A 19791-nucleotide genomic window follows, 5' to 3' on the forward strand; every position below is an offset into this window, starting at 1 on the left:
GCTGCCGCGTGGGGTGGTGCGCTGCCCGTGGTCCGGGCGCGCGCCCTTGCAAGTCCGCGATGCGGCCGCAACCATGAGGTTCCGCCGCCGCGTCGACGATGGCGCCCGATGGACCCGCCTTGTCGCATCCCAGCCCCACGAGCCAGCCCGATGGCGGCGACCTCACCCGCAGCTTCCTCGGCGTGTTCCGCTTCAGCGGCCGCGCGCTGGCGCTGGTCTGGAGCACCAGCCGTCCGCTGACGGTCTGGCTCGGCCTGCTGACGCTCGTCGGCGGCCTGCTGCCGGCGGGGATCGCCTATGTGGGTGCGTTGATCGTCGACGCCGTGGTCGCGGCCAGCCGGGCGGCAACGGCTGGCGGCGCGGTGGAGATGGTCCCCGTGTTCTGGCTGATCGCGCTGGAGGCGGTGCTGGTGATGGCCATGGCCGGCGCGCAGCGCGGGATCTCGCTGTGCCAGTCGCTGCTGCGCGCGCAGCTCGGGCAGCGCGTCAACGTGATGATCCTGGAGAAGGCGCTGACGCTGCAGCTGGCGCACTTCGAGGATTCCGAGTTCTACGACAAGCTCACCCGCGCGCGGCGCGAGGCGTCGAGCCGGCCGCTGTCGCTGGTCAACCGCACCTTCGGGCTGGCGCAGAACGGAATTTCGCTTGTCAGCTACGCGGTGCTGCTGGCGCAGTTCTCGCCGTGGGCGGTGCTGGTCCTGGTGCTGGCCGGGTTGCCGTCGTTCCTGGCCGAGACCAAGTTCTCCGGCGACGCCTTCCGCCTCTTCCGCTGGCGCTCGCCGGAAACGCGGATGCAGATGTACCTGGAGACGGTGCTCGCGCGCGAGGACCACGCCAAGGAGGTCAAGCTCTATGGGCTGGGTCCGCTTCTGCTCGGCCGCTACCGCGACATCTTCCACACCCTGTACCGCGAGGACCGCAAGCTCGCCATCCGCCGCGACGGCTGGGGCTTCGTGCTCGGTCTGGTCGGTACGCTGACCCTGTACGCCGCGTACGGCTGGATCGCCCTGACCACCGTCGCCGGGCGCATCACCCTGGGCCAGATGACCATGTACCTGATGCTGTTCCGCCAGGGGCAGTCGGCGGTGGCGGCGATCCTGTCGGCGGTCGGCGGCATGTACGAGGACAACCTCTACCTGTCCACGCTGTACGAGTACCTCGACACGCCGGTGCCGGCGTCGGAAGGGCGCGAGGTGCGCGGGCCGCTACCGGAGGACGGCATCCGTTTCGAGAACGTGTCCTTCACCTATCCCGGTGCCGAGGCGCCGGCACTGCAGGACATCGACCTGCACATCCGCCCGGGCGAGTCATTGGCCCTGGTCGGCCAGAACGGCTCCGGCAAGACCACCCTGATCAAGCTGCTCACGCGCCTGTACGACCCGGACCGGGGCCGCATCCTGCTCGACGGCCGCGACCTGCGCGAGTGGGACGACGCCACGTTGCGCCAGCGCATCGGCGTGATCTTCCAGGACTTCGCCCGCTACCAGATGCGGGTGGGCGAGAACGTCGGCGTCGGCGACGTCGAACACTTCGAGGACCGCGCGCGCTGGCAGGAAGCCGCCGACATGGGCATGGCCACGCCGTTCATCGCCGACCTGCCGGCGGGATTCGAGACCCAGCTCGGCCGCTGGTTCCGCGATGGCCGCGAGCTGTCCGGCGGCCAGTGGCAGAAGATCGCCCTGGCGCGTGCCTTCATGCGCTCGCGCGCCGACATCCTGGTGCTCGACGAACCCACCGCCGCGATGGACGCCGCCGCCGAGGCGACCATCTTCGAGCACTTCCGCAAGCTCACCCACAACCGCATCGCCATCCTGATCTCGCACCGCTTCTCCACCGTGCGCATGGCCGACCAGATCGTCGTCATCCAGGACGGGCGCATCATCGAGCACGGCAGCCACGACGAGCTCATGGCGCAGGATGGGCATTACGCGCATCTGTTCAAGCTGCAGGCGCAGGGGTACCGTTGAGGCAAGGGGGAACGCCACCATGACCCGAGTGCTGAAAACCTTTGCCGACCGGCGGCTCGCCCGGAAAATCGCAGTGTTGCGGACGGCGAGCGCAGCGCTGGCGCTGCTCGTGCTGGCGACGGTCGCCATGATGGCGGCACGAGGCGAACTGATCGTCAGGGGATCGCACGCGGGCGGGCGTTTTGTCTCCGACGGTGTACTTAAGATGGTCAGCTGGAGCGACTCCCCGCTCGTCTACGTGATCGCGACGATCGCGTACCTCGCGATGGGGCTTCTGCTGGTAGCCTGCATGCATGCCGTCGCCGGCAAGCTCATCGAGAACTTCCACGGGAGACCATTGTTCCGGAGGAAGTACCCCTACTGATTGCAATGCGATCGTGGGGCTCCGCCTTGTCCATGCAGCTGCCTGGCAGGCCAGAGGCTGTCAACGAGCGCTGTAAGCGTGCACCTCGTCCACCAACACCGCGACGTGTTCCGGATCCATGTCCGGCGACATGCCGTGGCCGAGGTTGAAGACGTGGCCTTCGCGGGAGCCGTTGTTGCCGTCGCGGTAGCTGTCGAGGGCGCGGCGGACCTCGGCGCGGATGGCGTCGGGTGAGCCGTACAACGTGGCCGGATCGAGGTTGCCCTGCAGCGCGACCTTGCCTGCGGTGCGTTTGGCGGCATCGCCGAGTTCGATGAGCCAGTCGACGCCCACGCCTTCGGCGCCGGAGTCGGCCAGTTCCGGCAGGTACGCGGCGTTGCCCTTGCCGAACAGGATCAGCGGGGTGCGGTCGTCGCCGTCGCCGCGTTCGAGTTCGCGGGCGATGCGGACCAGGTAGGGTAGGGAGAACTCGCGATACATCGCCGGCGACAGCACGCCGCCCCAGGTGTCGAAGACCTGCAGCACCTGCGCACCGGCCGCCCGCTGCGCGGCGAGGTAGGCGATGACGGCGTCGGTGTTGACCGACAGCAGCGCGTGCAGCGCCTTCGGCTCGTTGAGCGCCAGCGCCTTGATCCGCGCGAAGTCCTTGCTGCCACCGCCCTCGACCATGTAGCAGGCGAGCGTCCAGGGGCTGCCGGAGAAGCCGATCAGCGGCACCTTGCCGTCCAGCTCGCGGCGGATGGTGCGCACCGCGTCCATCACGTAGCGCAGCTCGCCTTCCATGTCCGGCACGCCCAGCTTCGCGATGGCGGCGGCATCTCGCACGGGGTGGCGGAACTTCGGGCCCTCGCCTTCGACGAAGTACAGCTCCAGGCCCATGGCGTCTGGGATGGTGAGGATGTCGGAGAACAGGATCGCGGCGTCGAGGTCGAAGCGCGCCAGCGGCTGCAGCGTGACCTCGCAGGCCAGCTCCGGGTTCTTCGCCATCGCCAGGAAGCTGCCGGCGCGCTTGCGGCTGGCGCGGTACTCGGGAAGGTAGCGCCCGGCCTGGCGCATCAGCCAGACGGGGGTGCGGTCGACGGGTTGGCGGCGCAGGGCGCGGAGGATGCGGTCGTTGTGCAAGGTCATGCCTTCTGGATTGGGGCGGGCGTGGCGGGACGCGGTGCGTCGGCGCCGTGGGCGAACATCAGCTGGAAGCCTTGCCTGAGCTGCTGATCCCGGGCCTGTTCCAGCGCGGCCAGGGCGCTGGCGTGGTCGTCGAAGCGCTGTCGGCGCAGCTGGCTGCGGCCACCGATCACCCCGGTCTCGCGCAGCAGCGTCCAGGCGCCCAGCAGGTCGGGCTGCAGCATGAGCTGCACGAACCGCGGCGCTTCGTGGTCGTCGGGACGTTGTTGCAGGAACAGGCGCATGGGGCGTGGATTGTACGGGGCCGGCGGTCCGGGGGACGGTTCAGGCTTCGCGCAGCACGGCAAGGACGGCGCTTTCGGGCACGTCCGGCACCACCTGCGCGCGGCCGGCCCCGGACCAGAGCACGAAGCGGAGCCCGCCCGCCTGTGCCTTCTTGTCCAGGCGCATGCGGGCAAGCAGGGCCTCCGGATCGAGCCCATCCGGCAGTGCAACGGGCAGCCCGAAGCGCGCCAGCAGCACCTGGAGGCGCATCGCCTCGTCGGCATCCGCCATGCCCAGCGCGGCCGACAGGCGCGTCGCGAGCACCATGCCGACGGCCACGGCCTCGCCGTGGTTCAGCCCGCCGTAGCCGGCCTCGGCCTCGATGGCGTGGCCGAAGGTGTGGCCGAAGTTGAGCAGGGCGCGTTCGCCGTGCTCGAAGGGATCGCGCTCGACGATCGCGGCCTTGTGCGCGCAGCTGCGTGCGATGGCCTCCGCCAGCGCGCCCGTGTCCTGCGCCAGCAGCGCGTCGGCGTTGGCGTCGAGCCAGTCGAGGAAGCCGGCGTCGACGATGGCGCCGTACTTCACCACTTCCGCCAGTCCCGCGCGCAGCTCGCGTTCGGGCAGGGTCCGCAGGGTCGTCGTGTCGGCGAACACCGCGCGCGGCGGGTGGAAGGCCCCGACGAGGTTCTTGCCCTGCGGCAGGTCGACCGCGGTCTTGCCGCCCACCGAGGAATCGACCATGGCCAGCAGCGAGGTCGGCAACTGCACGCAGTCGATGCCGCGCATCCAGCAGGCCGCGGCGAACCCCGCCAGGTCGCCGACCATGCCGCCGCCCAGCGCGTAGACGCAGGCGTCGCGGGTCGCCCCCAGGGCCGCGAGCGCGTCGATCGCGACGCCGAAGTTCGCGAGCGTCTTGCTCGCCTCGCCGGCCGGGAACACGCAGGTGTCGATGCGGGCTTCGGGTCGCGCGGCGCGCAGCGTCCCGACCACGGTGTCGGCATGCAGCGGCGCGACATTGGCGTCGCTGACCACCAGCGCGTGCCGGCCGCGCAACATTTCCGCCAACGAGGCGCTGTCATGCAGCAGGCCCGGGCCAATGGCAATGCGGTAGGGCTGCGCGCCACCGACGTCGATCCGCCGGATGCCGGCGCTCACGGGGCGAGGCCGATGGAGGCGGGCCGGTGCCAGTGCCGTTGCAACCGTTCGTGCAGCCGGTTGGCGGCCTCCGCGGCTCCGGAGGTGCCGGTGTCGAACCGCAGGTCGGCGACGTCGGCGTACAGGGGCTCGCGCTCGCGCGCCAGCTTCAGCAGCACCGCCTCGCGGTCGTCCCCGGCGATCAGCGGCCGCGTGGTGTCGCGCGCGAGCCGATGCAACTGCTGGTCGACGCTGACGTGCAGGTGCACGACGAAGCCGCGCTCGCGCAGCAACCGGCGCGTCCCGGCGTCGAGCACCGCACCGCCGCCGGTGGCGATCACCGCCGCGTCGGCGTCGAGCAGGTCGGCGAGCACGCCGCGTTCGCGTTCGCGGAAACCGGCCTCGCCCTCGCAATCGAAGATCGTGGAGACCGGCGCCCCGGTGCGCGCCTCGATCTCGCGGTCGGCATCGACGAAGGCCAGGCCGTAGCGGTCGGCGAGCCGGCGGCCGATCGAGCTCTTGCCTGCGCCCATCGGGCCGACGAGGACGAGGTTGGGGGCGGTGTCCATGGCGGGGATGCTAGCAGCGTTGCACCAGGCGCCGGCGCTTCCGCGCCCCGTCACGCCGACGCACGCACGCCTACGGAATCGGGTCGCGGTGCGCGTCGATCCGGATCGTGCGCTCGGCGATCCCGGGCAAGGTGTCCAGCGCCTGGCGGCTGGTGCGCTCGAAGAACTGCACGAACCGGTCGACCTGCGGCCGCGACATCGCCTGGCGCCCCGGGTTCGCCGCCTGCAGCGTCTGCTCCTGCTGCCAGCGCCAGCCGGGCACGACGTCGAACGCCGGCCCCTGCAGGAACAGCATGCGGTCGATGCGCCGCCAGAGCGGTCCGTAGTCGTGGGCGAGCGCGTCGTTGCAATAGCGTCGCCACGTCCCGTCGGGGTCTTGCTCGCGTTCCAGCGCGTTGAGCGGCACCGCCAGCGCCGCAGGGTCCTGCGGCGGGGTCTTGAGGAACCAGCCTTCGAGGATCACAAGGTCGCAGTCTCTGACGACGGGCCAGGCGTCCCGCGGCAGGCGGCGGTCGTCGATCTTGTCGAACTGCGGGAGTGCCACCTGGCGGCCGGCCAGCAAGGCATCGATCGTTTCGCAAGCCAGCGTGACGTCGTGCGTGCCTGGCGGGCCACGGGTGGCGAGCAGGGGATGGACCTCGCGCGCAAGCTGCTGCCGTTCGTCCTGGTCCAGGTAGAAGTCGTCGATGGACAGGACGGCCACGCGTCGCCCTTCGGATTCCGCGAGCGCGGCCACCTGCGCCGACAGCGTCGACTTGCCGGTGCCCTGCAGCCCGGCGATGCCATAGACGCGGGCGCCCTGGCCCAGCGCGTCGTCCAGGACCTGCCGCACGAACTGCGGCCGATAGCCCGCGGCGGCGTCGGGGAAATGAGTCGGGGTCATCGTCACCACGTCACGATAGCGCAGGCATCCGGGCGGGCGCGGCTTCGACAAGGCGCGCGCCGGCGCGGCATAGTATGGCCATGACCGACCTGTTTGCCGAAGCCCTCGCCACCTTCGACCAGCTATTCGACGAAGCCCAGGCCGCGGGCGAACCCGACCGCACCGCGATGGTGGTCGCCACCGCCGGGCTCGACGCACGCCCGTCCGCACGCACCGTGTTGCTCAAGGCGCACGACGCGCGCGGCTTCGTGTTCTACACCCATCTCGACGGGCGCAAGGGCCGCGAATTGCAGGCCAATCCCTTCGCGGCGCTGGTGTTCCACTGGCCGCGCGTGCGCCAGGGCGTGCAGGTGCGCATCGAGGGACGCGTGCTGACCGTGCCCGACGACGAAGCCGACGCCTACTTCGCCAGTCGCCCGCGCGGCAGCCAGCTCGGCGCCTGGGCATCGGAGCAATCCGAAACCCTGGAGTCGCGCGCGGAGTTCGAGCGCCGCATCCAGGAATGCGAGCAGAAGTTCGACGGCCGCCCGGTCCCCCGGCCGCAACGCTGGACCGGGTTCCGGGTGCGTCCGCGCAGCATCGAGTTCTGGTACGGCGCGGACTTCCGCCTCCACGAGCGCTATCTGTACGAGCGCGACATGGCCGGGGAATGGTCGAAGCGGATGCTGTATCCGTGACCTCCGCATGGCGTCTGCGTCGCGCCGCCGAACAGGATGCGCGTGCGCAAGGCCTGTCCGAACTGGCCTCCGATACCTGGCTGGACAGCGCCGACAGTCGCGGCGCGCACCTCGCCTGCGGTTTCGAGGAAACCGGGCGCGTGGTCCACTTCCGGAAGCCGCTGCCGCGATGACGTCCGGACCCCGTCGCATCGTCTGCCTGACCGAGGAGCCGACCGAAACGCTCTACGCACTCGGCGAACAGGACCGCATCGTGGGCATCAGCGGCTTCACCGTGCGCCCGCCGCGGGCGCGCAAGGAGAAGCCGAAGGTCAGCGCGTTCACCAGCGCGAAGATCGGCGAGATCCTGAAGCTCGAGCCCGATTTCGTGGTCGGGTTCTCGGACATCCAGGCCGACATCGCCGCCGAACTGATCCGGCAAGGCGTCGAGGTCTGGATCAGCAACCACCGCAGCGTCGCCGGCATCCTCGACTACGTCCGCCGGCTCGGCGCGCTGGTCGGCGCCGCCGGGCGTGCCGAGGCCTATGCCGACGACCTGCAGCGCGGCCTCGATGCGATCGAACAAGCCTCGGCGCGCCTGCCGCGCAGGCCGAAGGTGTATTTCGAGGAATGGGACGATCCGTTGATCACGGGCATCCGCTGGGTCGCGGAGCTGCTGCGGATCGCCGGTGGCGATGACGTGTTCCCCGAGCGCGCGATGGAGTCGCTGGCCAAGCAGCGGATCCTGGCCGATCCGGGGGACGTCGTGCGGCGCGCGCCCGACATCATCATCGGCTCGTGGTGCGGCAAGAAATTCCGTCCGGAGAAGGTCGCGGCCCGTCCGGGCTGGGAGGCGATCCCCGCCGTGCGCGACGGCGAGCTGCACGAGATCAAGTCGCCGCTGATCCTGCAGCCCGGGCCGGCGGCCTTGACCGATGGCGTACGCGAGATGTCGCGCATCGTGCAAGCGTGGGCCCGATCTCGCAACGGCCCCTAGGCCGGGCAGCGGCGCCGAAGCACGCGGACCGATGGTCCGCGCGGAAACGGCTCAGGGAAAGAAGTCGCGGTTGAATTGCAGGCTGGCGCGTTGGCCGTCGGCAGTAGCCACGTCGACGTCGAATCGCAGCGTCTCCGGTGCCGCGACCCGCACGGTGGCCACGTAGTCGATGAAGCCACCGCTGCGCACCTCGCGCATCTCCGGCGCCTGGCGCTTGCCGAGCAGGTCGACCGCCCGGGCGGTGACCCGCGCCGGGAGGGAGGTTTCATCGCCATCGGCAATCCTGCGCACGCCGACCAGCAGCATCACCGTTCCCGCTTCGCGCGACACCCCGTACTGCCGGGCGACCGGTTCGGACAGGCCCGACGTGGCCACGGCGTTGGCGCGCACGATGATGTCGCCGAACTGCACGCTGGCTTCCTGGGGTGCGGCGGCCTGTTGTCGCGCCACTTCCGCCTGCGGCGACGGGCTGCCGCAGCCGGTGAGCGCGGCCGCGGTGAACAGCACGATGGCCAAGCGCTGGCGCTTCAGGCGCAACTCACGCGTCCTCGTCGTTGGCGCGTGCCAGCTGCCGGCCGCGTTCAGCGGCGTTGTGGACGGCCTGCGCCACGAGGTCGCGCAGGCCGCCGGACTCGAAGGTCTCGACCGCAGCCTGCGTGGTGCCACCCGGGGACGTTACGCGGCGGCGGAGTTCCGATGGCGCCTCGTCGGATTCTGTGAGCATGCGCGCCGCGCCGAGCACGGTCTGCAGCGCGAGGGTCCGCGCGGCGGCGTCCGGCAGGCCCTCGGCCTTGCCGGCCTCCTCCATCGCCTCGGCGAGCAGGAACACGTAGGCGGGACCGCTGCCGGAGACTGCCGTCACCGCGTCCATCAGCGCCTCGTCCTCGATCCATACGGTCTTGCCGGCGGCCGACAGCAACGCCTCGGCGCGGGTGCGCCCGCCGGCGTCGACCTGCGCATTGGCATGCAGCCCGGTCATGCCGGCACCGAGCAGGGCAGGGGTGTTGGGCATGGCGCGCACGATGGGCAGTGGCGTGGCATCGGCCGAGTCCCCGCCGAGCCAGCGCGACAGCTGGTCGATGGTGATGCCGGCGGCGATCGAGATCGCCAGCGGCCGCGCCACCTGCGCCTGCGTCGCCAGCGCTTCGCAGACGCCGCGCATGACCTGGGGCTTGACGGCCAGCAGCCAGGTTTCGGCTTCGCTCGCGGCCTGCAACGCGCTGGCGTGGGTGCGGACCCCGAAATCCGCCTCCAGCGCAGCGCGCAGCGCTTCGACGGGTTCGGCGACGTGGATGGTGTCGGCGGCGATGCCACGCGACACCAGGCCGCCGATGAGGCTGCGCGCCATGTTGCCGCCGCCGATGAAGGCGATGGAACCGGGATCGGATGGAAGCGTTTCGTTGGGGGACATTGCGATCAGGCCGTGGGCGTGCCGCCAGCATAACAACCGGGCCAGGAGGCACGAAGGGAGCCCCCCGGCCCGCTGCTCACTGGCGAGGTCCGAACAGTGCCGTGCCCACGCGGACCATGGTCGCGCCTTCGGCGATGGCAAGTTCCAGGTCGTCGCTCATGCCGATGGAAAGGGTATCGATGCCGTCGTGCTGCAAGCCGAGCCGATCGAACAGGCCGCGCATCGCGGCGAACGCGGCCCGGCGGCGCGCCGGGTCGGGATCCGGTGCCGGGATCGCCATCAGGCCGCGTAGCCGCAGTCGGGGTTGCCCGGAGATCCGTGCCGCGAGTGCCTCCACCTCGGCGGGCGCGCAGCCATGCTTGCTCGCTTCGTCGTCGATGTTGACCTGGATCAGCACGTTGAGCCGGGGACGGTCGTCCGGGCGATGCCTGGCCAGCAAGGGCGGCAGCTTCGGGCGGTCGACGGTCTGGACCCAGTCGAACAGCCGGGCCGCGTCGGCGGCCTTGTTGGATTGCAGGTGTCCGATCAGGTGCCATTCGAACCCCGAACCGCGCAGCGCTTCGATCTTGGCGGCCGCCTCCTGGACGTAGTTTTCGCCGAACGCCGCTGCGGCCGCGCCGGCCCGCGCCCGCCACGCCGCGGCGAGGGCGGCCACCTCGCCGCTGGCCCGGGTCTTGCTGACCGCCAGCAGGCGGGGCGGTGGCCGCTTCGCGGCGTGCGACGCGTTATCAATCCTTTGCAGGACTTCATGCATGGCGTTCGCGAGCACGTGACGGAATCCTCTTGAAAGGGCTGGATTTGTGACGCGGATACGAGGCTATACTGGGTCCAGGGGGTAGGCTGGCGCCAGCCGTGCGAGGGTTGCCGGCCCATCGGGTCCATCGAAGCAAGTTGCAGCGCCGCTGCGAGCGGAATGGGGAGCACGCATGGATATTGCCGAACTGTTGGCGTTCTCGGTCAAGAACAAGGCCTCCGACCTTCACCTGTCGGCCGGCCTGCCGCCGATGATCCGCGTCGACGGCGACGTGCGCCGGATCAACATCCCGGCGCTGGACCACAAGCAGGTGCACGCGCTGATCTACGACATCATGTCGGACAAGCAGCGCCGCGACTACGAGGAGTTCCTCGAGGTCGATTTCTCGTTCGAGATCCCGGGGCTGGCGCGCTTCCGCGTCAACGCCTTCAACCAGAACCGTGGCGCCGGCGCCGTGTTCCGCACGGTGCCCTCGGAAGTGCTGACGCTCGAGGACCTGGGCTGCCCGCGCATCTTCAAGGAGCTCATCGACCAGCCGCAGGGCCTGATCCTGGTGACCGGGCCGACCGGCTCTGGCAAGTCCACCACGCTGGCGGCGATGGTCGACCACATCAACAAGAACGAGTACGGCCACATCCTCACCATCGAGGACCCGATCGAGTTCGTGCACACCGCGCAGAAGTGCCTGGTCAACCAGCGCGAGGTGCACCGCGACACCCACGGCTTCAGCGAGGCGCTGCGTTCGGCGCTGCGCGAGGACCCGGACTACATCCTGGTCGGCGAGATGCGCGACATCGAGACCATCCGCCTGGCATTGACCGCGGCGGAAACCGGCCACCTGGTGTTCGCGACGCTGCACACGAGTTCGGCGGCCAAGACCATCGACCGCGTGATCGACGTGTTCCCGGCCGGCGAGAAGGCCATGGTCCGGTCGATGCTGTCCGAGTCGCTGCGTGCGGTGATCGCGCAGGCGCTGCTGAAGAAGGTCGGCGGCGGGCGGACCGCGGCCTGGGAGATCATGGTCGGCATCCCGGCGATCCGCAACCTGATCCGCGAGGACAAGGTGGCGCAGATGTATTCGGCGATCCAGACCGGCCAGAACCACGGCATGATGACCCTCGACCAGCACCTGCAGGACCTGGTCAAGCGCGGCATGATCACGCGTCCTCAGGCCAAGGACTACGCCAAGGACAAGCGCCTGTTCGAATAGTTGTGGTCGGGGGCCGGGCATCCCGCCCGGCACCCGATGCGGCAAGTCCGGTACGTGCCGGGCCTGCCCCCGGGAATCGGCCGCGAGGCGGGCGAGACCCGGCGGGGTGCTTCCATGCACCGCAGGGCGGGCAGAAACGGCATTTCGCATAGTTGGAGAACCGCTATGAGCAGCATCGATTTCACTTCGTTCCTCAAGCTGATGGCGCACCAGAAGGCGTCCGACCTGTTCATCACCGCCGGCATGCCGCCGTCGATGAAGGTGCACGGCAAGATCTCGCCGATCACCCAGAACCCGTTGACGCCGCAGCAGAGCCGCGACCTCGTGCTCAACGTGATGTCGCCGCCGCAGCGCGAGGAGTTCGAGAAGACCCACGAGTGCAACTTCGCCATCGGCGTGTCGGGCGTAGGCCGGTTCCGCATCAGCTGCTTCTACCAGCGCAACCAGGTGGGAATGGTGCTGCGCCGGATCGAGACCAAGATCCCGACGATCGAGGAGCTCAACCTCCCGCCGATCATCAAGACCCTGGCGATGACCAAGCGCGGCATCATCCTGTTCGTCGGCGCGACGGGCACCGGCAAGTCCACCTCGCTGGCGGCGATGATCGGCTACCGCAACCAGAACTCGACGGGCCACATCATCACCATCGAGGACCCGATCGAATTCGTGCACAAGCACGAGGGCTGCATCATCACCCAGCGCGAGGTCGGCATCGACACCGACACCTGGGAGAACGCGCTGAAGAACACCCTGCGCCAGGCGCCGGACGTGATCATGATCGGCGAGGTGCGCACCCGCGAGGGCATGGACCATGCGATCGCCTTCGCCGAAACCGGCCACCTGGTGCTGTGCACCCTGCACGCGAACAACGCCAACCAGGCGATGGACCGGATGATCAACTTCTTCCCCGAGGACCGGCGCAGCCAGCTGCTGATGGACCTGTCGCTCAACCTCAAGGGCGTGGTCGCGCAGCAGTTGATCCCGACCCCGGACGGCAAGGGCCGGCGGGTGGCGATGGAGATCCTGCTCGGCACCCCGCTGGTGCAGGACTACATCCGCGACGGCGAGATCCACAAGCTCAAGGAAGTGATGAAGGAATCCACCAACCTGGGCATGAAGACCTTCGACCAGAGCCTGTTCGAGCTCTACCAGGCCGGCGAGATCTCCTACGAGGACGCGTTGCGCTTCGCCGACTCGCAGAACGAGGTCCGCCTGCGCATCAAGCTGGCCCAGGGCGGCGACGCCAAGACCCTGGCGCAGGGCATGGATGGCGTGGAGGTGTCCGAGGTCACGCCGTAGCCGATCGGGGCGACGATCGCTGGCCACGAAAAAGCCGGGCGATGCCCGGCTTTGTGCGTTCCGGCGCGGTGCCGGGGTTCAGTCGCCGCCGGCGACCGGTGCGAAGTTGGCGTGCACCAGCATCCACTTCCCGTTCTGCCTGACGTACACGCGCGTCGACTTGGCCATGACGTTGTCGATCTTGCCGTCCTTGTCCTTGACCATGCCCACGTAGTTGTAGGCCAGGATCGCGGTGTCGCCGTACACCTGCACGTGCGGATTGATCATGTCCGACAGCAGCCCCTTGCCGGTGCCTTGCAGCGAGGCATCGAACATGCGCCCGGCCAGGGACTTGCCCTTGATGAGCGTGGGGACCTCGGGATTGAACTCGGTGTACTCGTCGGCCACCGTCGCGTAGGACTGGGCGGCCGGCTTGTTCTGGTCCTGCGCGGCCCATTGCGCCCTGGCCGCGGCCATGACTTCGGCGGCGACGGCCGGATCCTCGGCGGCGGTCGCCGGGGCGGTGATGGCGAGCAGCGCGAGCGCGGCGGGCAGCATTGCCGTGGCGATGGCATTGCGTTTGAAGAAAGACATTGGAGACTCCTCGTGGTGATCCAGCGGGAATGACGCGCCCGGGGTCGCCCCGCGGCTTCCCTGCTGCATGACCGAGTGATGGATCGTCCCCGAACCTGTTGCCCGCATGGATCGCGGGCAGGCGACCAGTTAGACGGAAATCCTCGGGAAAACCGGCCATTTGCCCGGTGATTGCGGCAGTTGACTCCCTCGCGGATCGCGTCTTGCCGACCTTCCGCGCGCCTCGCGATCCGCGCCTTGTCGAATTCTTTACCCATCAGGAGGGACAATGCCGGTCTTTCCCAGAACCGGAGTCCCGCCGTGGCGCATACCCTCCCCAAGCTCCCCTACGCCTTCGACGCGCTCGAGCCCAACATCGACGCGAAGACCATGGAGATCCACTACACGAAGCACCACCAGACGTACGTGGACAAGCTCAACGCGGCATTGGAAGGCACCAAGCTAGCCAATGAACCGGTCGAGTCGCTGATCCGCGACATCGAGGCGCTGCCCGAGAAGGTCCAGAGCGCGGTGCGCAACCACGGCGGCGGGCACGCGAACCATTCCCTGTTCTGGACGGTGATGTCCCCGAACGGCGGCGGCGAGCCCCAGGGCGACGTGGCCAAGCGCATCGACAGCGACCTGGGGGGGTTCGACAAGTTCAAGGAGGCCTTCACCAATGCGGCAGTGAGCCGGTTCGGCAGCGGCTGGGCCTGGCTGACCACGACGAAGTCCGGCAAGCTCGCCGTGGAGGACAGCGCCAACCAGGACAACCCGCTGATGAAGGGCATCGGCTCGGGCATGACCCCGATCCTGGGGCTCGACGTGTGGGAGCACGCGTACTACCTCAAGTACCAGAACCGGCGTCCTGAATACATCGCCGCGTTCTACAAGGTGATCGACTGGAACGAAGTCGAACGCCGCTACCAGGCCGCGATCAAGGGCTGACCAGGCGGCGTCGCGCCGACCCCCGCAAGGACGCACCTCCGGCATGCCGCCGGGGGTGCGCCGCTTTCGCCGCGATGTCCGGCAATCGCGGGTGGGCGGTGAGGCCGCGTTCCGCGGCGCCGGGGGCGCCCGGTAGAATGGGGCCATGACGCAAGGCCCAACCCTCGCCAACCAGTTGCTGGTCGCATTGCCGGCACTCGACGATCCGAACTTCTCGCGCTCGGTCGCGCTGATCTGCCAGCACGACGACCAGGGCGCGATGGGCATCGTGGTCAACCGCACCTCGGAATACAGGCTCGGGGATGTCTTCGAGCAGATGGACATTCCCTGCCAGGACGACGCCTTGCGGGAACAGAGCGTGCTGGCCGGCGGACCGGTGCATCCCGAGCGGGGCTTCGTGGTCCATGACGGGGACCGCCAGTGGGACTCTTCCCTGCCGATCGCCGACGGCCTGTTCGTGACCACCTCGCGCGACGTGCTCGAGGCGATGGCCGGCGGCGACGGTCCCGCGCGCGCCCTCGTGGCACTGGGCTGCGCCGGGTGGGGCGCGGGCCAGCTGGAATACGAACTGACCGAGAACACTTGGCTGACCGTTCCGGCCGATGCCGAACTGCTGTTCGCCACGCCGCTGGAAGGCCGCTGGCAGGCCGCCGCCGGGCGATTGGGCGTGGACATGATGCATGTCGCCGACTACAGCGGGCATGCCTGATGGCCGCGGTGGAGTCCGCCACGTCGATCAAGCCCGACGGTACCGTGCTGGGTTTCGATGTCGGCGCGAGGCGGATCGGGGTCGCCGTCGGCAGTGCGTTCGGCCACGGCGCACGGGCCTTGGCGGTGATCGACGTGCACGGCGAGACCACCGACTGGCCGGCGATCGACCGCCTGCACAGCGAATGGCGGCCGGACGGGTTCGTGGTCGGCGATCCGATGACCCTGGATGGCGGCGACCAGCCGATCCGTGAGCGCGCCCATGCCTTCGCACGCGCCCTGCAGGCGCGCTACGGGAGACCCGTCGTGCTCGTGGACGAACGCTCTAGCTCCATCGAGGCCGCCGAGCGCTTCGCCGCCGACAGGGCCGCGGGGCGCAAGCGTCGCCGCGATGCCGCCGCGCTCGATGCCGTGGCCGCGGCGGTGATCGTCGAGCGATGGCTGGCCGCGCCCGCCGACGCGGTGGTCCTGTCGTGACCGGTCAACGGCGTCGCATCCGCCACAACCGCTTTTCCGTGGTCCATGCGGCTGGGGGCGCAGGTGGCGCGCAGCGCCGGATGGGTCGGTCCGGATGCAACCTGCGGGGTGGCCGGTGATCGCACAACACGCCAGCGACGGCCGCCTCCACCACCTGCTGACCCTGGAGGGAGTGCCGCGCGAGACCGTCGTCGCGTTGCTCGACCGCGCGCAGGCCTTGATGGACGGCAACCCGGATCCCAGGGCGCTGGCCGGTCGGGCCATGTGCACGCTGTTCTTCGAACCTTCGACACGCACCCGGCTTTCGTTCCAGCGTGCGGCGCAGCGGCTGGGTGCCGACGTGCTCAACTTCGATGCCTCGACCTCCTCGACCACCAAGGGCGAGACCGCGCGCGACACGCTGAAGACGATCGAGGCGATGGGCGTGCAGTGCTTCGTGGTCCGCGCGGCGGAGGACGGCGCGGTGGCGGCCCTGGCCGCCGCGGCGGCCCCCGGGACGTCGCTGGTGAACGCGGGCGACGGGCGCAGCGCGCACCCGACGCAGGGCTTGCTGGACATGCTGACGCTGCGGCAGGCCAAGGGCGTCGATTTTTCCGCGCTCAAGGTGCTGGTGGTCGGCGACGTGCTGCATTCGCGCGTGGCCCGCTCCGACCTGCATGCCCTGCGCACGCTGGGTGCGGGTGAGATCCGCGTCTGCGCGCCGAGGGCGCTGCTTCCGGGCGACGGGTTGCTTTCCGGTTGCACCGTGACCACGGATTTCGATGCCGCCCTCGACGGCGTCGATGCGGTGATGCTGCTGCGGCTGCAGCGCGAGCGCATGGTCGAAGGGCTGGTGGATTCGCTGGAGGACTACCACCGCGATTACGGATTGACCCCACGGCGACTGCGCCGTGCCGCTGGCGACGCGGTCGTCCTGCATCCCGGGCCCATGAACCGCGGCATCGAAATCGACGACACGGTCGCCGACGGCCCGCAATCGCTGGTCCTGCGCCAGGTCGCCAACGGCGTCGCGGTGCGGATGGCGGTGCTGGAGGCGTTGCTGGCTCGGGCGTGACGCCCTCGACCCCGTCGTGCACCGTGAAACCCCGGGCACGCTGCCGACCCGAGCCGGCACTGGCCACCGCGGACATCGCTGTCCCCGCCTGCGCGCCGACCCGGCGCGGTAAAGGCTCGCTCAACGCAGCAGGATCACCGTCGCCAGCCCGAGGAAGCTGAAGAAGCCGACCACGTCGGTCACCGCGGTGACCACCACGCCGCCCGCGACGGCCGGATCGACGTCGGCGCGCTTCATGGTCAACGGCACGAGCACACCGGCCAGCGCCGCGGCGAGGAAGTTCAGCAACAACGCCGCCGCGATGACCAGCGACAGCACCCAGTCGTGGAACCAGATGTACGCGACGAGGCCGACGAAGCCGCCGATCAGCAGCCCGTTGATCGAGGCGACGCGGACTTCCTTCCACAACAGCACGCTGGCGTTGCTGGCGCCGACCTGGCCCAGCGCCAGGCCGCGCACCATCAGCGTCAGCACCTGCATCGCGGCATTGCCGCCGATGCCTGCGACGATGGGCATCAGCACGGCCAGCGCGACGATCTGCTCGATGGTGGCCTCGAAGCGACCGATTACCCAAGCTGCCAGAAAGGCCGTCGCGAGGTTCACGCCCAGCCAGACCACGCGGCCGCGCACGGCGCGGCGCACCGGCGAGAACAGGTCCTCCTCCTCGTCGAGGCCGGCCGCACCGAGGGCCTGGTGCTCGGCCTGGTCGCGGATGATGTCGACCACGTCGTCGATGGTGATGCGCCCGAGCAGGATGTTGCCGTCGTCGACCACCGGCGCCGACACCCAGTCGTGGTCCGAGAACTGGCGGGCGACCTCGTCGGAGGACTCGTCGACGTGCAGCGCGGTGAGGGTGTCGTCGATCAGGCGGTTGACGGGGCTGGCCGGGTCGCTGGTCACCAGGTCCTGCAGCGCGACCCAGCCCAGGAGCTGGTGGCGGCGGTTGACGATGTAGAGGTGGTCGGTGTGTTCCGGCAGCTCGCCGCGCAGGCGCAGGTAGCGCAGGACGACGTCGACCGTGGTGTCGGCGCGCACCGTCACCACGTCGGGGTTCATCAGGCGGCCGGCGCTGTCCTCCGGGTAGGAGAGCACCTGCTCGAATCGCTCGCGGTTCTCGCGGTCCATCGACTTGAGGACTTCGTCGATGACCGTGTCGGGCAACTCCTCGACCAGGTCGGCGAGGTCGTCGATGTCCAGGTCCTCGACCGCGGCGACGATCTCGTCCGGGTCCATGTCCGCGATCAGGCTTTCGCGGACTTCGTCGCCGACGTGGACCAGCACCTCGCCGTCGTCCTCGGGGTCGACCAGGCCCCAGACGACGCTGCGGCGGTCCGGCGGGAGGGATTCGAGGAGGTTGCCGATCTCCGCCGGCGCCAGCGTGTTGATCAGCCGCCGGACCGGACCCAGCCGTCCGCTTTCCAACGCGTCCGAAAGCATTCGCAGCTGGCGCGCGGTCTTGTCTTGGCGGACGGCTTCTGCCATGGCGGCTTCCTGCGGCTGGACGGTGCGGCGTCGCGACGGCAGGCGCGACAGGATCAGGCGTTCATGCGCGCATTATCACCTTCGACGGGTGGCCTGCACACCCCGGCGAGCCGGGACGCCTTGGCGCAGGTGTCAGGCCGGCTCGCTGGCGCGCGCCAGCCAGCGCTCGATGCCGGCTCTGTCGCGGGCCCGCAGCAATGCCGGCGCGCTTTCCCGCAACTGTCCGAGGTCCAGGGCGCGGATGGCGCGGCGCACCTGCAGCAGGGTGCTCGGGTGCAGGCTGAGTTCCTTCAGGCCCAGGGCGAGCAGTACGGGCGTGAACAGCGGGTCGGCCGCCATTTCCCCGCAGACCGCCACGGGCTTGCCGTTCGCGTCGGCCGTGGAGATCACGTCGTGCAGCAAGCGGATCATCGCAGGATGCATCGGCGTGTACAGGTCGCCGAGCGCATCGTTGCCGCGATCGGCGGCAAGCAGGTATTGGACGAGATCGTTGGTGCCGACGGACAGGAAGTCGATCCGGTCGATCAGCGTCGGCAAGGCAAGCGCGGCCGCCGGGACCTCGATCATCGCCCCGAGGGGGATCTGGCGTGCCACGGCGTGGCCGTCGCGCCGGAGCTTGTCCACCACCCGCTTGAGCAGGCGCGCGACGTCCAGCAGCTCGCTGCGCTGGGTGACCATGGGCACCAGGATGCGCAATGGCCCGTAAGCCGAGGCGCGGACGATGGCGCGCAGCTGGGTCTGGAACACGTCGCGCCGCGAAAGCGACAGCCGCACGCCGCGCAGTCCCAGCGCCGGGTTGGGCTCGTTGCGCAGCGCCAGGCCGCTGCGGTCGGCCTTGTCCGCGCCGATGTCCAGCGTGCGGATCGTGACCATGCGGCCGGTCATGCCCAGCACCAGGTCGCGGTAGGCCCGGAACTGCTCCTCCTCGTCGGGCAGGCCCGGCCGCTGCAGGAACAGGTACTCGGTGCGATACAGCCCCACCCCGGCGGCGCCCAGCGCATGCGACTCGGCCACGTCCTCGCGGGATTCGGCGTTCGCGTACAGTCGGATGTCGACGCCGTCGCGCGTGCGCGAGGGTTCCCGCCGCAGGCGGTGCAGCTGCTGCTGCTCGCGCTTCTCGTCCCGCTTGCGGCCCCGGTGCGCGCGCAGGTCGTCGGCATCGGGTTCGACCACCACCAGTCCACTGCCGCCGTCGATGACCAGCACGTCGCCGTCGTTGATCCTCTGCAGGGCCTCCGGCGCGGAGACGACCAGCGGCAGGTGCAGGCTGCGCGCGAGGATGGCGCTGTGCGAGAGCGCGCTGCCGCCGGCGGTGATGATGCCCAGCACGCCTTGCGCCTGCAGCTGGGCGATCTCGGCAGGCGCGATGCTGTCGGTGACCAGGATCTCGCCGGCAACGCCGAGCAGTTCCGCGTCGCGCCGATGCAGGGCGGCATGCACCCGGCCGATGACGTGGTCGATGTCCTCGATGCGGCTACGGAAATAGGCGTCGTCCATCCCTTCGAACACCGATGCCAGCCGGTCGCGCTGGAGCCGCAACGCGTAGTCGGCACCGTACCGGCCGATGGTGATCAGTTCATCGAGACCCTGCAGCAACTCGGGGTCGTCCAGCAGCAAGGCGTGCAGGTCGAGGAACTCGCCGACTTCCCGGGCGAGCGCGCCATGCAGGCGATCGCGCATGTCGCGCATCTCGCCGCGCACCAGGTCGATGGCCGCGCGTAGTCGGGCCAGCTCCGCCGGGACGTCCGCCTCGGCGATGCGCTCTTCGGCGACCTCCAGTGCATGCGGTTGGCGGATGCGCGCGCGGCCCAGCGCCGTGCCCCTGGATGCGCCTTGCCCGGGTAGCGACTGCCGCATCTATCTGTGCCCCCTCTTGGGTGGCCTGCCAAGGACGCCCGAGGGCCGACGGGACCGGCTTGCCGATGCGCACCGCCGTG

22 protein-coding genes are annotated in these 19791 nt (G+C 69.7%); 11 read left to right on the forward strand and 11 right to left on the reverse strand.

Annotated elements, in window-relative coordinates; translation table 11 throughout:
* The first annotated feature begins 119 nt into the window (after nt 1-119).
* Together ABD970_RS05470 and ABD970_RS05475 are read left to right on the forward strand one after the other, a co-directional pair.
* On the forward strand, nt 120-1967 hold the full coding sequence (locus ABD970_RS05470) for an ABC transporter ATP-binding protein (RefSeq protein WP_345294462.1): 1848 nt from the start codon (nt 120-122) through the stop codon (nt 1965-1967).
* 19 nt (nt 1968-1986) lie between these two features.
* Entirely contained in the window at nt 1987-2331 is a 345-nt protein-coding gene (locus ABD970_RS05475; RefSeq protein ID WP_345294463.1) for a hypothetical protein, read from the forward strand.
* 60 nt (nt 2332-2391) lie between these two features.
* Here the strand turns inward: ABD970_RS05475 and hemE are convergent, their stop codons facing one another.
* The 5 genes from hemE to ABD970_RS05500 all read right to left on the reverse strand — a co-directional run bounded on the left by hemE (nt 2392) and on the right by ABD970_RS05500 (nt 6306).
* Entirely contained in the window at nt 2392-3459 is a 1068-nt protein-coding gene (gene hemE / locus ABD970_RS05480) for a uroporphyrinogen decarboxylase (protein WP_345294464.1), read from the reverse strand.
* On the reverse strand, nt 3456-3740 hold the full coding sequence (locus ABD970_RS05485) for a WGR domain-containing protein (protein ID WP_345294465.1): 285 nt from the start codon (nt 3738-3740) through the stop codon (nt 3456-3458). Before ABD970_RS05485 ends, hemE begins: the two co-directional genes overlap by 4 nt.
* A gap of 40 nt (nt 3741-3780) precedes the next feature.
* Nucleotides 3781-4875, reverse strand: a complete 1095-nt coding sequence (gene aroB, locus ABD970_RS05490) for a 3-dehydroquinate synthase (protein WP_345294466.1) — start codon at nt 4873-4875, stop codon at nt 3781-3783.
* The gene (locus ABD970_RS05495) at nt 4872-5423 is read right to left on the reverse strand and encodes a shikimate kinase (RefSeq protein ID WP_345294467.1); all 552 of its coding nucleotides are present in this window, start codon (nt 5421-5423) and stop codon (nt 4872-4874) included. Before ABD970_RS05495 ends, aroB begins: the two co-directional genes overlap by 4 nt.
* A 70-nt stretch (nt 5424-5493) precedes the next feature.
* Nucleotides 5494-6306: a kinase gene (locus ABD970_RS05500; RefSeq protein WP_345294468.1), complete on the reverse strand. Its 813-nt coding sequence runs from the start codon at nt 6304-6306 to the stop codon at nt 5494-5496.
* Nucleotides 6307-6386: 80 nt separating this feature from the next.
* Between ABD970_RS05500 and pdxH the strand changes: the two genes are divergently transcribed.
* The 3 genes from pdxH to ABD970_RS05515 are packed head-to-tail and all read left to right on the forward strand — an operon-like array spanning nt 6387 to nt 7959.
* Nucleotides 6387-6983: a pyridoxamine 5'-phosphate oxidase gene (gene pdxH, locus ABD970_RS05505; RefSeq protein ID WP_345294469.1), complete on the forward strand. Its 597-nt coding sequence runs from the start codon at nt 6387-6389 to the stop codon at nt 6981-6983.
* Nucleotides 6980-7156, forward strand: coding sequence for a hypothetical protein (locus tag ABD970_RS12450; protein ID WP_425563043.1), 177 nt, complete (start codon nt 6980-6982; stop codon nt 7154-7156). The genes pdxH and ABD970_RS12450 overlap by 4 nt, the downstream gene beginning before the upstream one ends.
* Nucleotides 7153-7959: a cobalamin-binding protein gene (locus ABD970_RS05515; protein WP_345294470.1), complete on the forward strand. Its 807-nt coding sequence runs from the start codon at nt 7153-7155 to the stop codon at nt 7957-7959. Before ABD970_RS12450 ends, ABD970_RS05515 begins: the two co-directional genes overlap by 4 nt.
* Before the next feature lie 51 nt (nt 7960-8010).
* Here the strand turns inward: ABD970_RS05515 and ABD970_RS05520 are convergent, their stop codons facing one another.
* From ABD970_RS05520 to ABD970_RS05530, 3 genes are all read right to left on the reverse strand, one after another.
* Nucleotides 8011-8496, reverse strand: coding sequence for a DUF4426 domain-containing protein (locus ABD970_RS05520; protein ID WP_345294471.1), 486 nt, complete (start codon nt 8494-8496; stop codon nt 8011-8013).
* A gap of 1 nt (nt 8497) precedes the next feature.
* Complete coding sequence (proC, locus tag ABD970_RS05525; protein WP_345294472.1) at nt 8498-9370, reverse strand: pyrroline-5-carboxylate reductase; 873 nt, start codon at nt 9368-9370, stop codon at nt 8498-8500.
* 76 nt (nt 9371-9446) lie between these two features.
* Nucleotides 9447-10139 (reverse strand): YggS family pyridoxal phosphate-dependent enzyme, encoded by a 693-nt coding sequence (locus ABD970_RS05530; RefSeq protein WP_345294473.1) that lies wholly within the window; start codon nt 10137-10139, stop codon nt 9447-9449.
* Nucleotides 10140-10296: 157 nt separating this feature from the next.
* On the opposite strand from ABD970_RS05530, the gene ABD970_RS05535 reads away from it, so the two are divergent.
* Both ABD970_RS05535 and ABD970_RS05540 read left to right on the forward strand, forming a co-directional pair.
* Nucleotides 10297-11334 carry a type IV pilus twitching motility protein PilT gene (locus tag ABD970_RS05535; protein ID WP_345294474.1) on the forward strand — a complete coding sequence of 346 codons (1038 nt, stop codon included), beginning with the start codon at nt 10297-10299 and terminating at the stop codon, nt 11332-11334.
* A 165-nt stretch (nt 11335-11499) separates the two neighbouring features.
* Nucleotides 11500-12633 (forward strand): PilT/PilU family type 4a pilus ATPase, encoded by a 1134-nt coding sequence (locus ABD970_RS05540; RefSeq protein WP_345294475.1) that lies wholly within the window; start codon nt 11500-11502, stop codon nt 12631-12633.
* Between the two features lie 78 nt (nt 12634-12711).
* On the opposite strand, the gene ABD970_RS05545 is transcribed toward ABD970_RS05540, so the two are convergent.
* Entirely contained in the window at nt 12712-13206 is a 495-nt protein-coding gene (locus ABD970_RS05545; protein WP_345294476.1) for a DUF4440 domain-containing protein, read from the reverse strand.
* A gap of 300 nt (nt 13207-13506) precedes the next feature.
* On the opposite strand from ABD970_RS05545, the gene ABD970_RS05550 reads away from it, so the two are divergent.
* The 4 genes from ABD970_RS05550 (at nt 13507) to ABD970_RS05565 (ending at nt 16372) form a co-directional block, all read left to right on the forward strand.
* Nucleotides 13507-14133, forward strand: coding sequence for a superoxide dismutase (locus tag ABD970_RS05550; RefSeq protein WP_345294477.1), 627 nt, complete (start codon nt 13507-13509; stop codon nt 14131-14133).
* Nucleotides 14134-14278: 145 nt separating this feature from the next.
* Nucleotides 14279-14842 carry a YqgE/AlgH family protein gene (locus tag ABD970_RS05555; RefSeq protein WP_345294478.1) on the forward strand — a complete coding sequence of 188 codons (564 nt, stop codon included), beginning with the start codon at nt 14279-14281 and terminating at the stop codon, nt 14840-14842.
* Nucleotides 14842-15318 carry a Holliday junction resolvase RuvX gene (ruvX, locus tag ABD970_RS05560; protein ID WP_425563044.1) on the forward strand — a complete coding sequence of 159 codons (477 nt, stop codon included), beginning with the start codon at nt 14842-14844 and terminating at the stop codon, nt 15316-15318. Before ABD970_RS05555 ends, ruvX begins: the two co-directional genes overlap by 1 nt.
* Nucleotides 15319-15433: 115 nt before the next feature.
* On the forward strand, nt 15434-16372 hold the full coding sequence (locus ABD970_RS05565; protein WP_345294479.1) for an aspartate carbamoyltransferase catalytic subunit: 939 nt from the start codon (nt 15434-15436) through the stop codon (nt 16370-16372).
* Nucleotides 16373-16492: 120 nt separating this feature from the next.
* Here ABD970_RS05565 and mgtE read toward each other — a convergent pair whose 3' ends face one another.
* On the reverse strand, nt 16493-17854 hold the full coding sequence (mgtE, locus tag ABD970_RS05570) for a magnesium transporter (RefSeq protein ID WP_345294480.1): 1362 nt from the start codon (nt 17852-17854) through the stop codon (nt 16493-16495).
* A 132-nt stretch (nt 17855-17986) separates the two neighbouring features.
* On the reverse strand, nt 17987-19711 hold the full coding sequence (ptsP, locus tag ABD970_RS05575; protein WP_345294481.1) for a phosphoenolpyruvate--protein phosphotransferase: 1725 nt from the start codon (nt 19709-19711) through the stop codon (nt 17987-17989).
* Nucleotides 19712-19791: the final 80 nt, after the last annotated feature.

The organism is Luteimonas vadosa, assembly GCF_039543545.1.
Taxonomy (GTDB): Bacteria; Pseudomonadota; Gammaproteobacteria; order Xanthomonadales; family Xanthomonadaceae; genus Luteimonas; species Luteimonas vadosa.

What these genes read in the sequence shown, in the direction of transcription:
- ABD970_RS05475 (WP_345294463.1), top strand. Translation starts at nt 1,987, where the DNA reads ATGACCCGAGTGCTGAAAACCTTTGCCGACCGGCGGCTCGCCCGGAAA.
- hemE (WP_345294464.1), bottom strand. Translation starts at nt 3,459, where the DNA reads ATGACCTTGCACAACGACCGCATCCTCCGCGCCCTGCGCCGCCAACCC.
- ABD970_RS05485 (WP_345294465.1), bottom strand. Translation starts at nt 3,740, where the DNA reads ATGCGCCTGTTCCTGCAACAACGTCCCGACGACCACGAAGCGCCGCGG.
- ABD970_RS05495 (WP_345294467.1), bottom strand. Translation starts at nt 5,423, where the DNA reads ATGGACACCGCCCCCAACCTCGTCCTCGTCGGCCCGATGGGCGCAGGC.
- ABD970_RS05500 (WP_345294468.1), bottom strand. Translation starts at nt 6,306, where the DNA reads ATGACCCCGACTCATTTCCCCGACGCCGCCGCGGGCTATCGGCCGCAG.
- pdxH (WP_345294469.1), top strand. Translation starts at nt 6,387, where the DNA reads ATGACCGACCTGTTTGCCGAAGCCCTCGCCACCTTCGACCAGCTATTC.
- ABD970_RS05515 (WP_345294470.1), top strand. Translation starts at nt 7,153, where the DNA reads ATGACGTCCGGACCCCGTCGCATCGTCTGCCTGACCGAGGAGCCGACC.
- proC (WP_345294472.1), bottom strand. Translation starts at nt 9,370, where the DNA reads ATGTCCCCCAACGAAACGCTTCCATCCGATCCCGGTTCCATCGCCTTC.
- ABD970_RS05535 (WP_345294474.1), top strand. Translation starts at nt 10,297, where the DNA reads ATGGATATTGCCGAACTGTTGGCGTTCTCGGTCAAGAACAAGGCCTCC.
- ABD970_RS05540 (WP_345294475.1), top strand. Translation starts at nt 11,500, where the DNA reads ATGAGCAGCATCGATTTCACTTCGTTCCTCAAGCTGATGGCGCACCAG.
- ABD970_RS05545 (WP_345294476.1), bottom strand. Translation starts at nt 13,206, where the DNA reads ATGTCTTTCTTCAAACGCAATGCCATCGCCACGGCAATGCTGCCCGCC.
- ABD970_RS05555 (WP_345294478.1), top strand. Translation starts at nt 14,279, where the DNA reads ATGACGCAAGGCCCAACCCTCGCCAACCAGTTGCTGGTCGCATTGCCG.
- ruvX (WP_425563044.1), top strand. Translation starts at nt 14,842, where the DNA reads ATGGCCGCGGTGGAGTCCGCCACGTCGATCAAGCCCGACGGTACCGTG.
- mgtE (WP_345294480.1), bottom strand. Translation starts at nt 17,854, where the DNA reads ATGGCAGAAGCCGTCCGCCAAGACAAGACCGCGCGCCAGCTGCGAATG.
- ptsP (WP_345294481.1), bottom strand. Translation starts at nt 19,711, where the DNA reads ATGCGGCAGTCGCTACCCGGGCAAGGCGCATCCAGGGGCACGGCGCTG.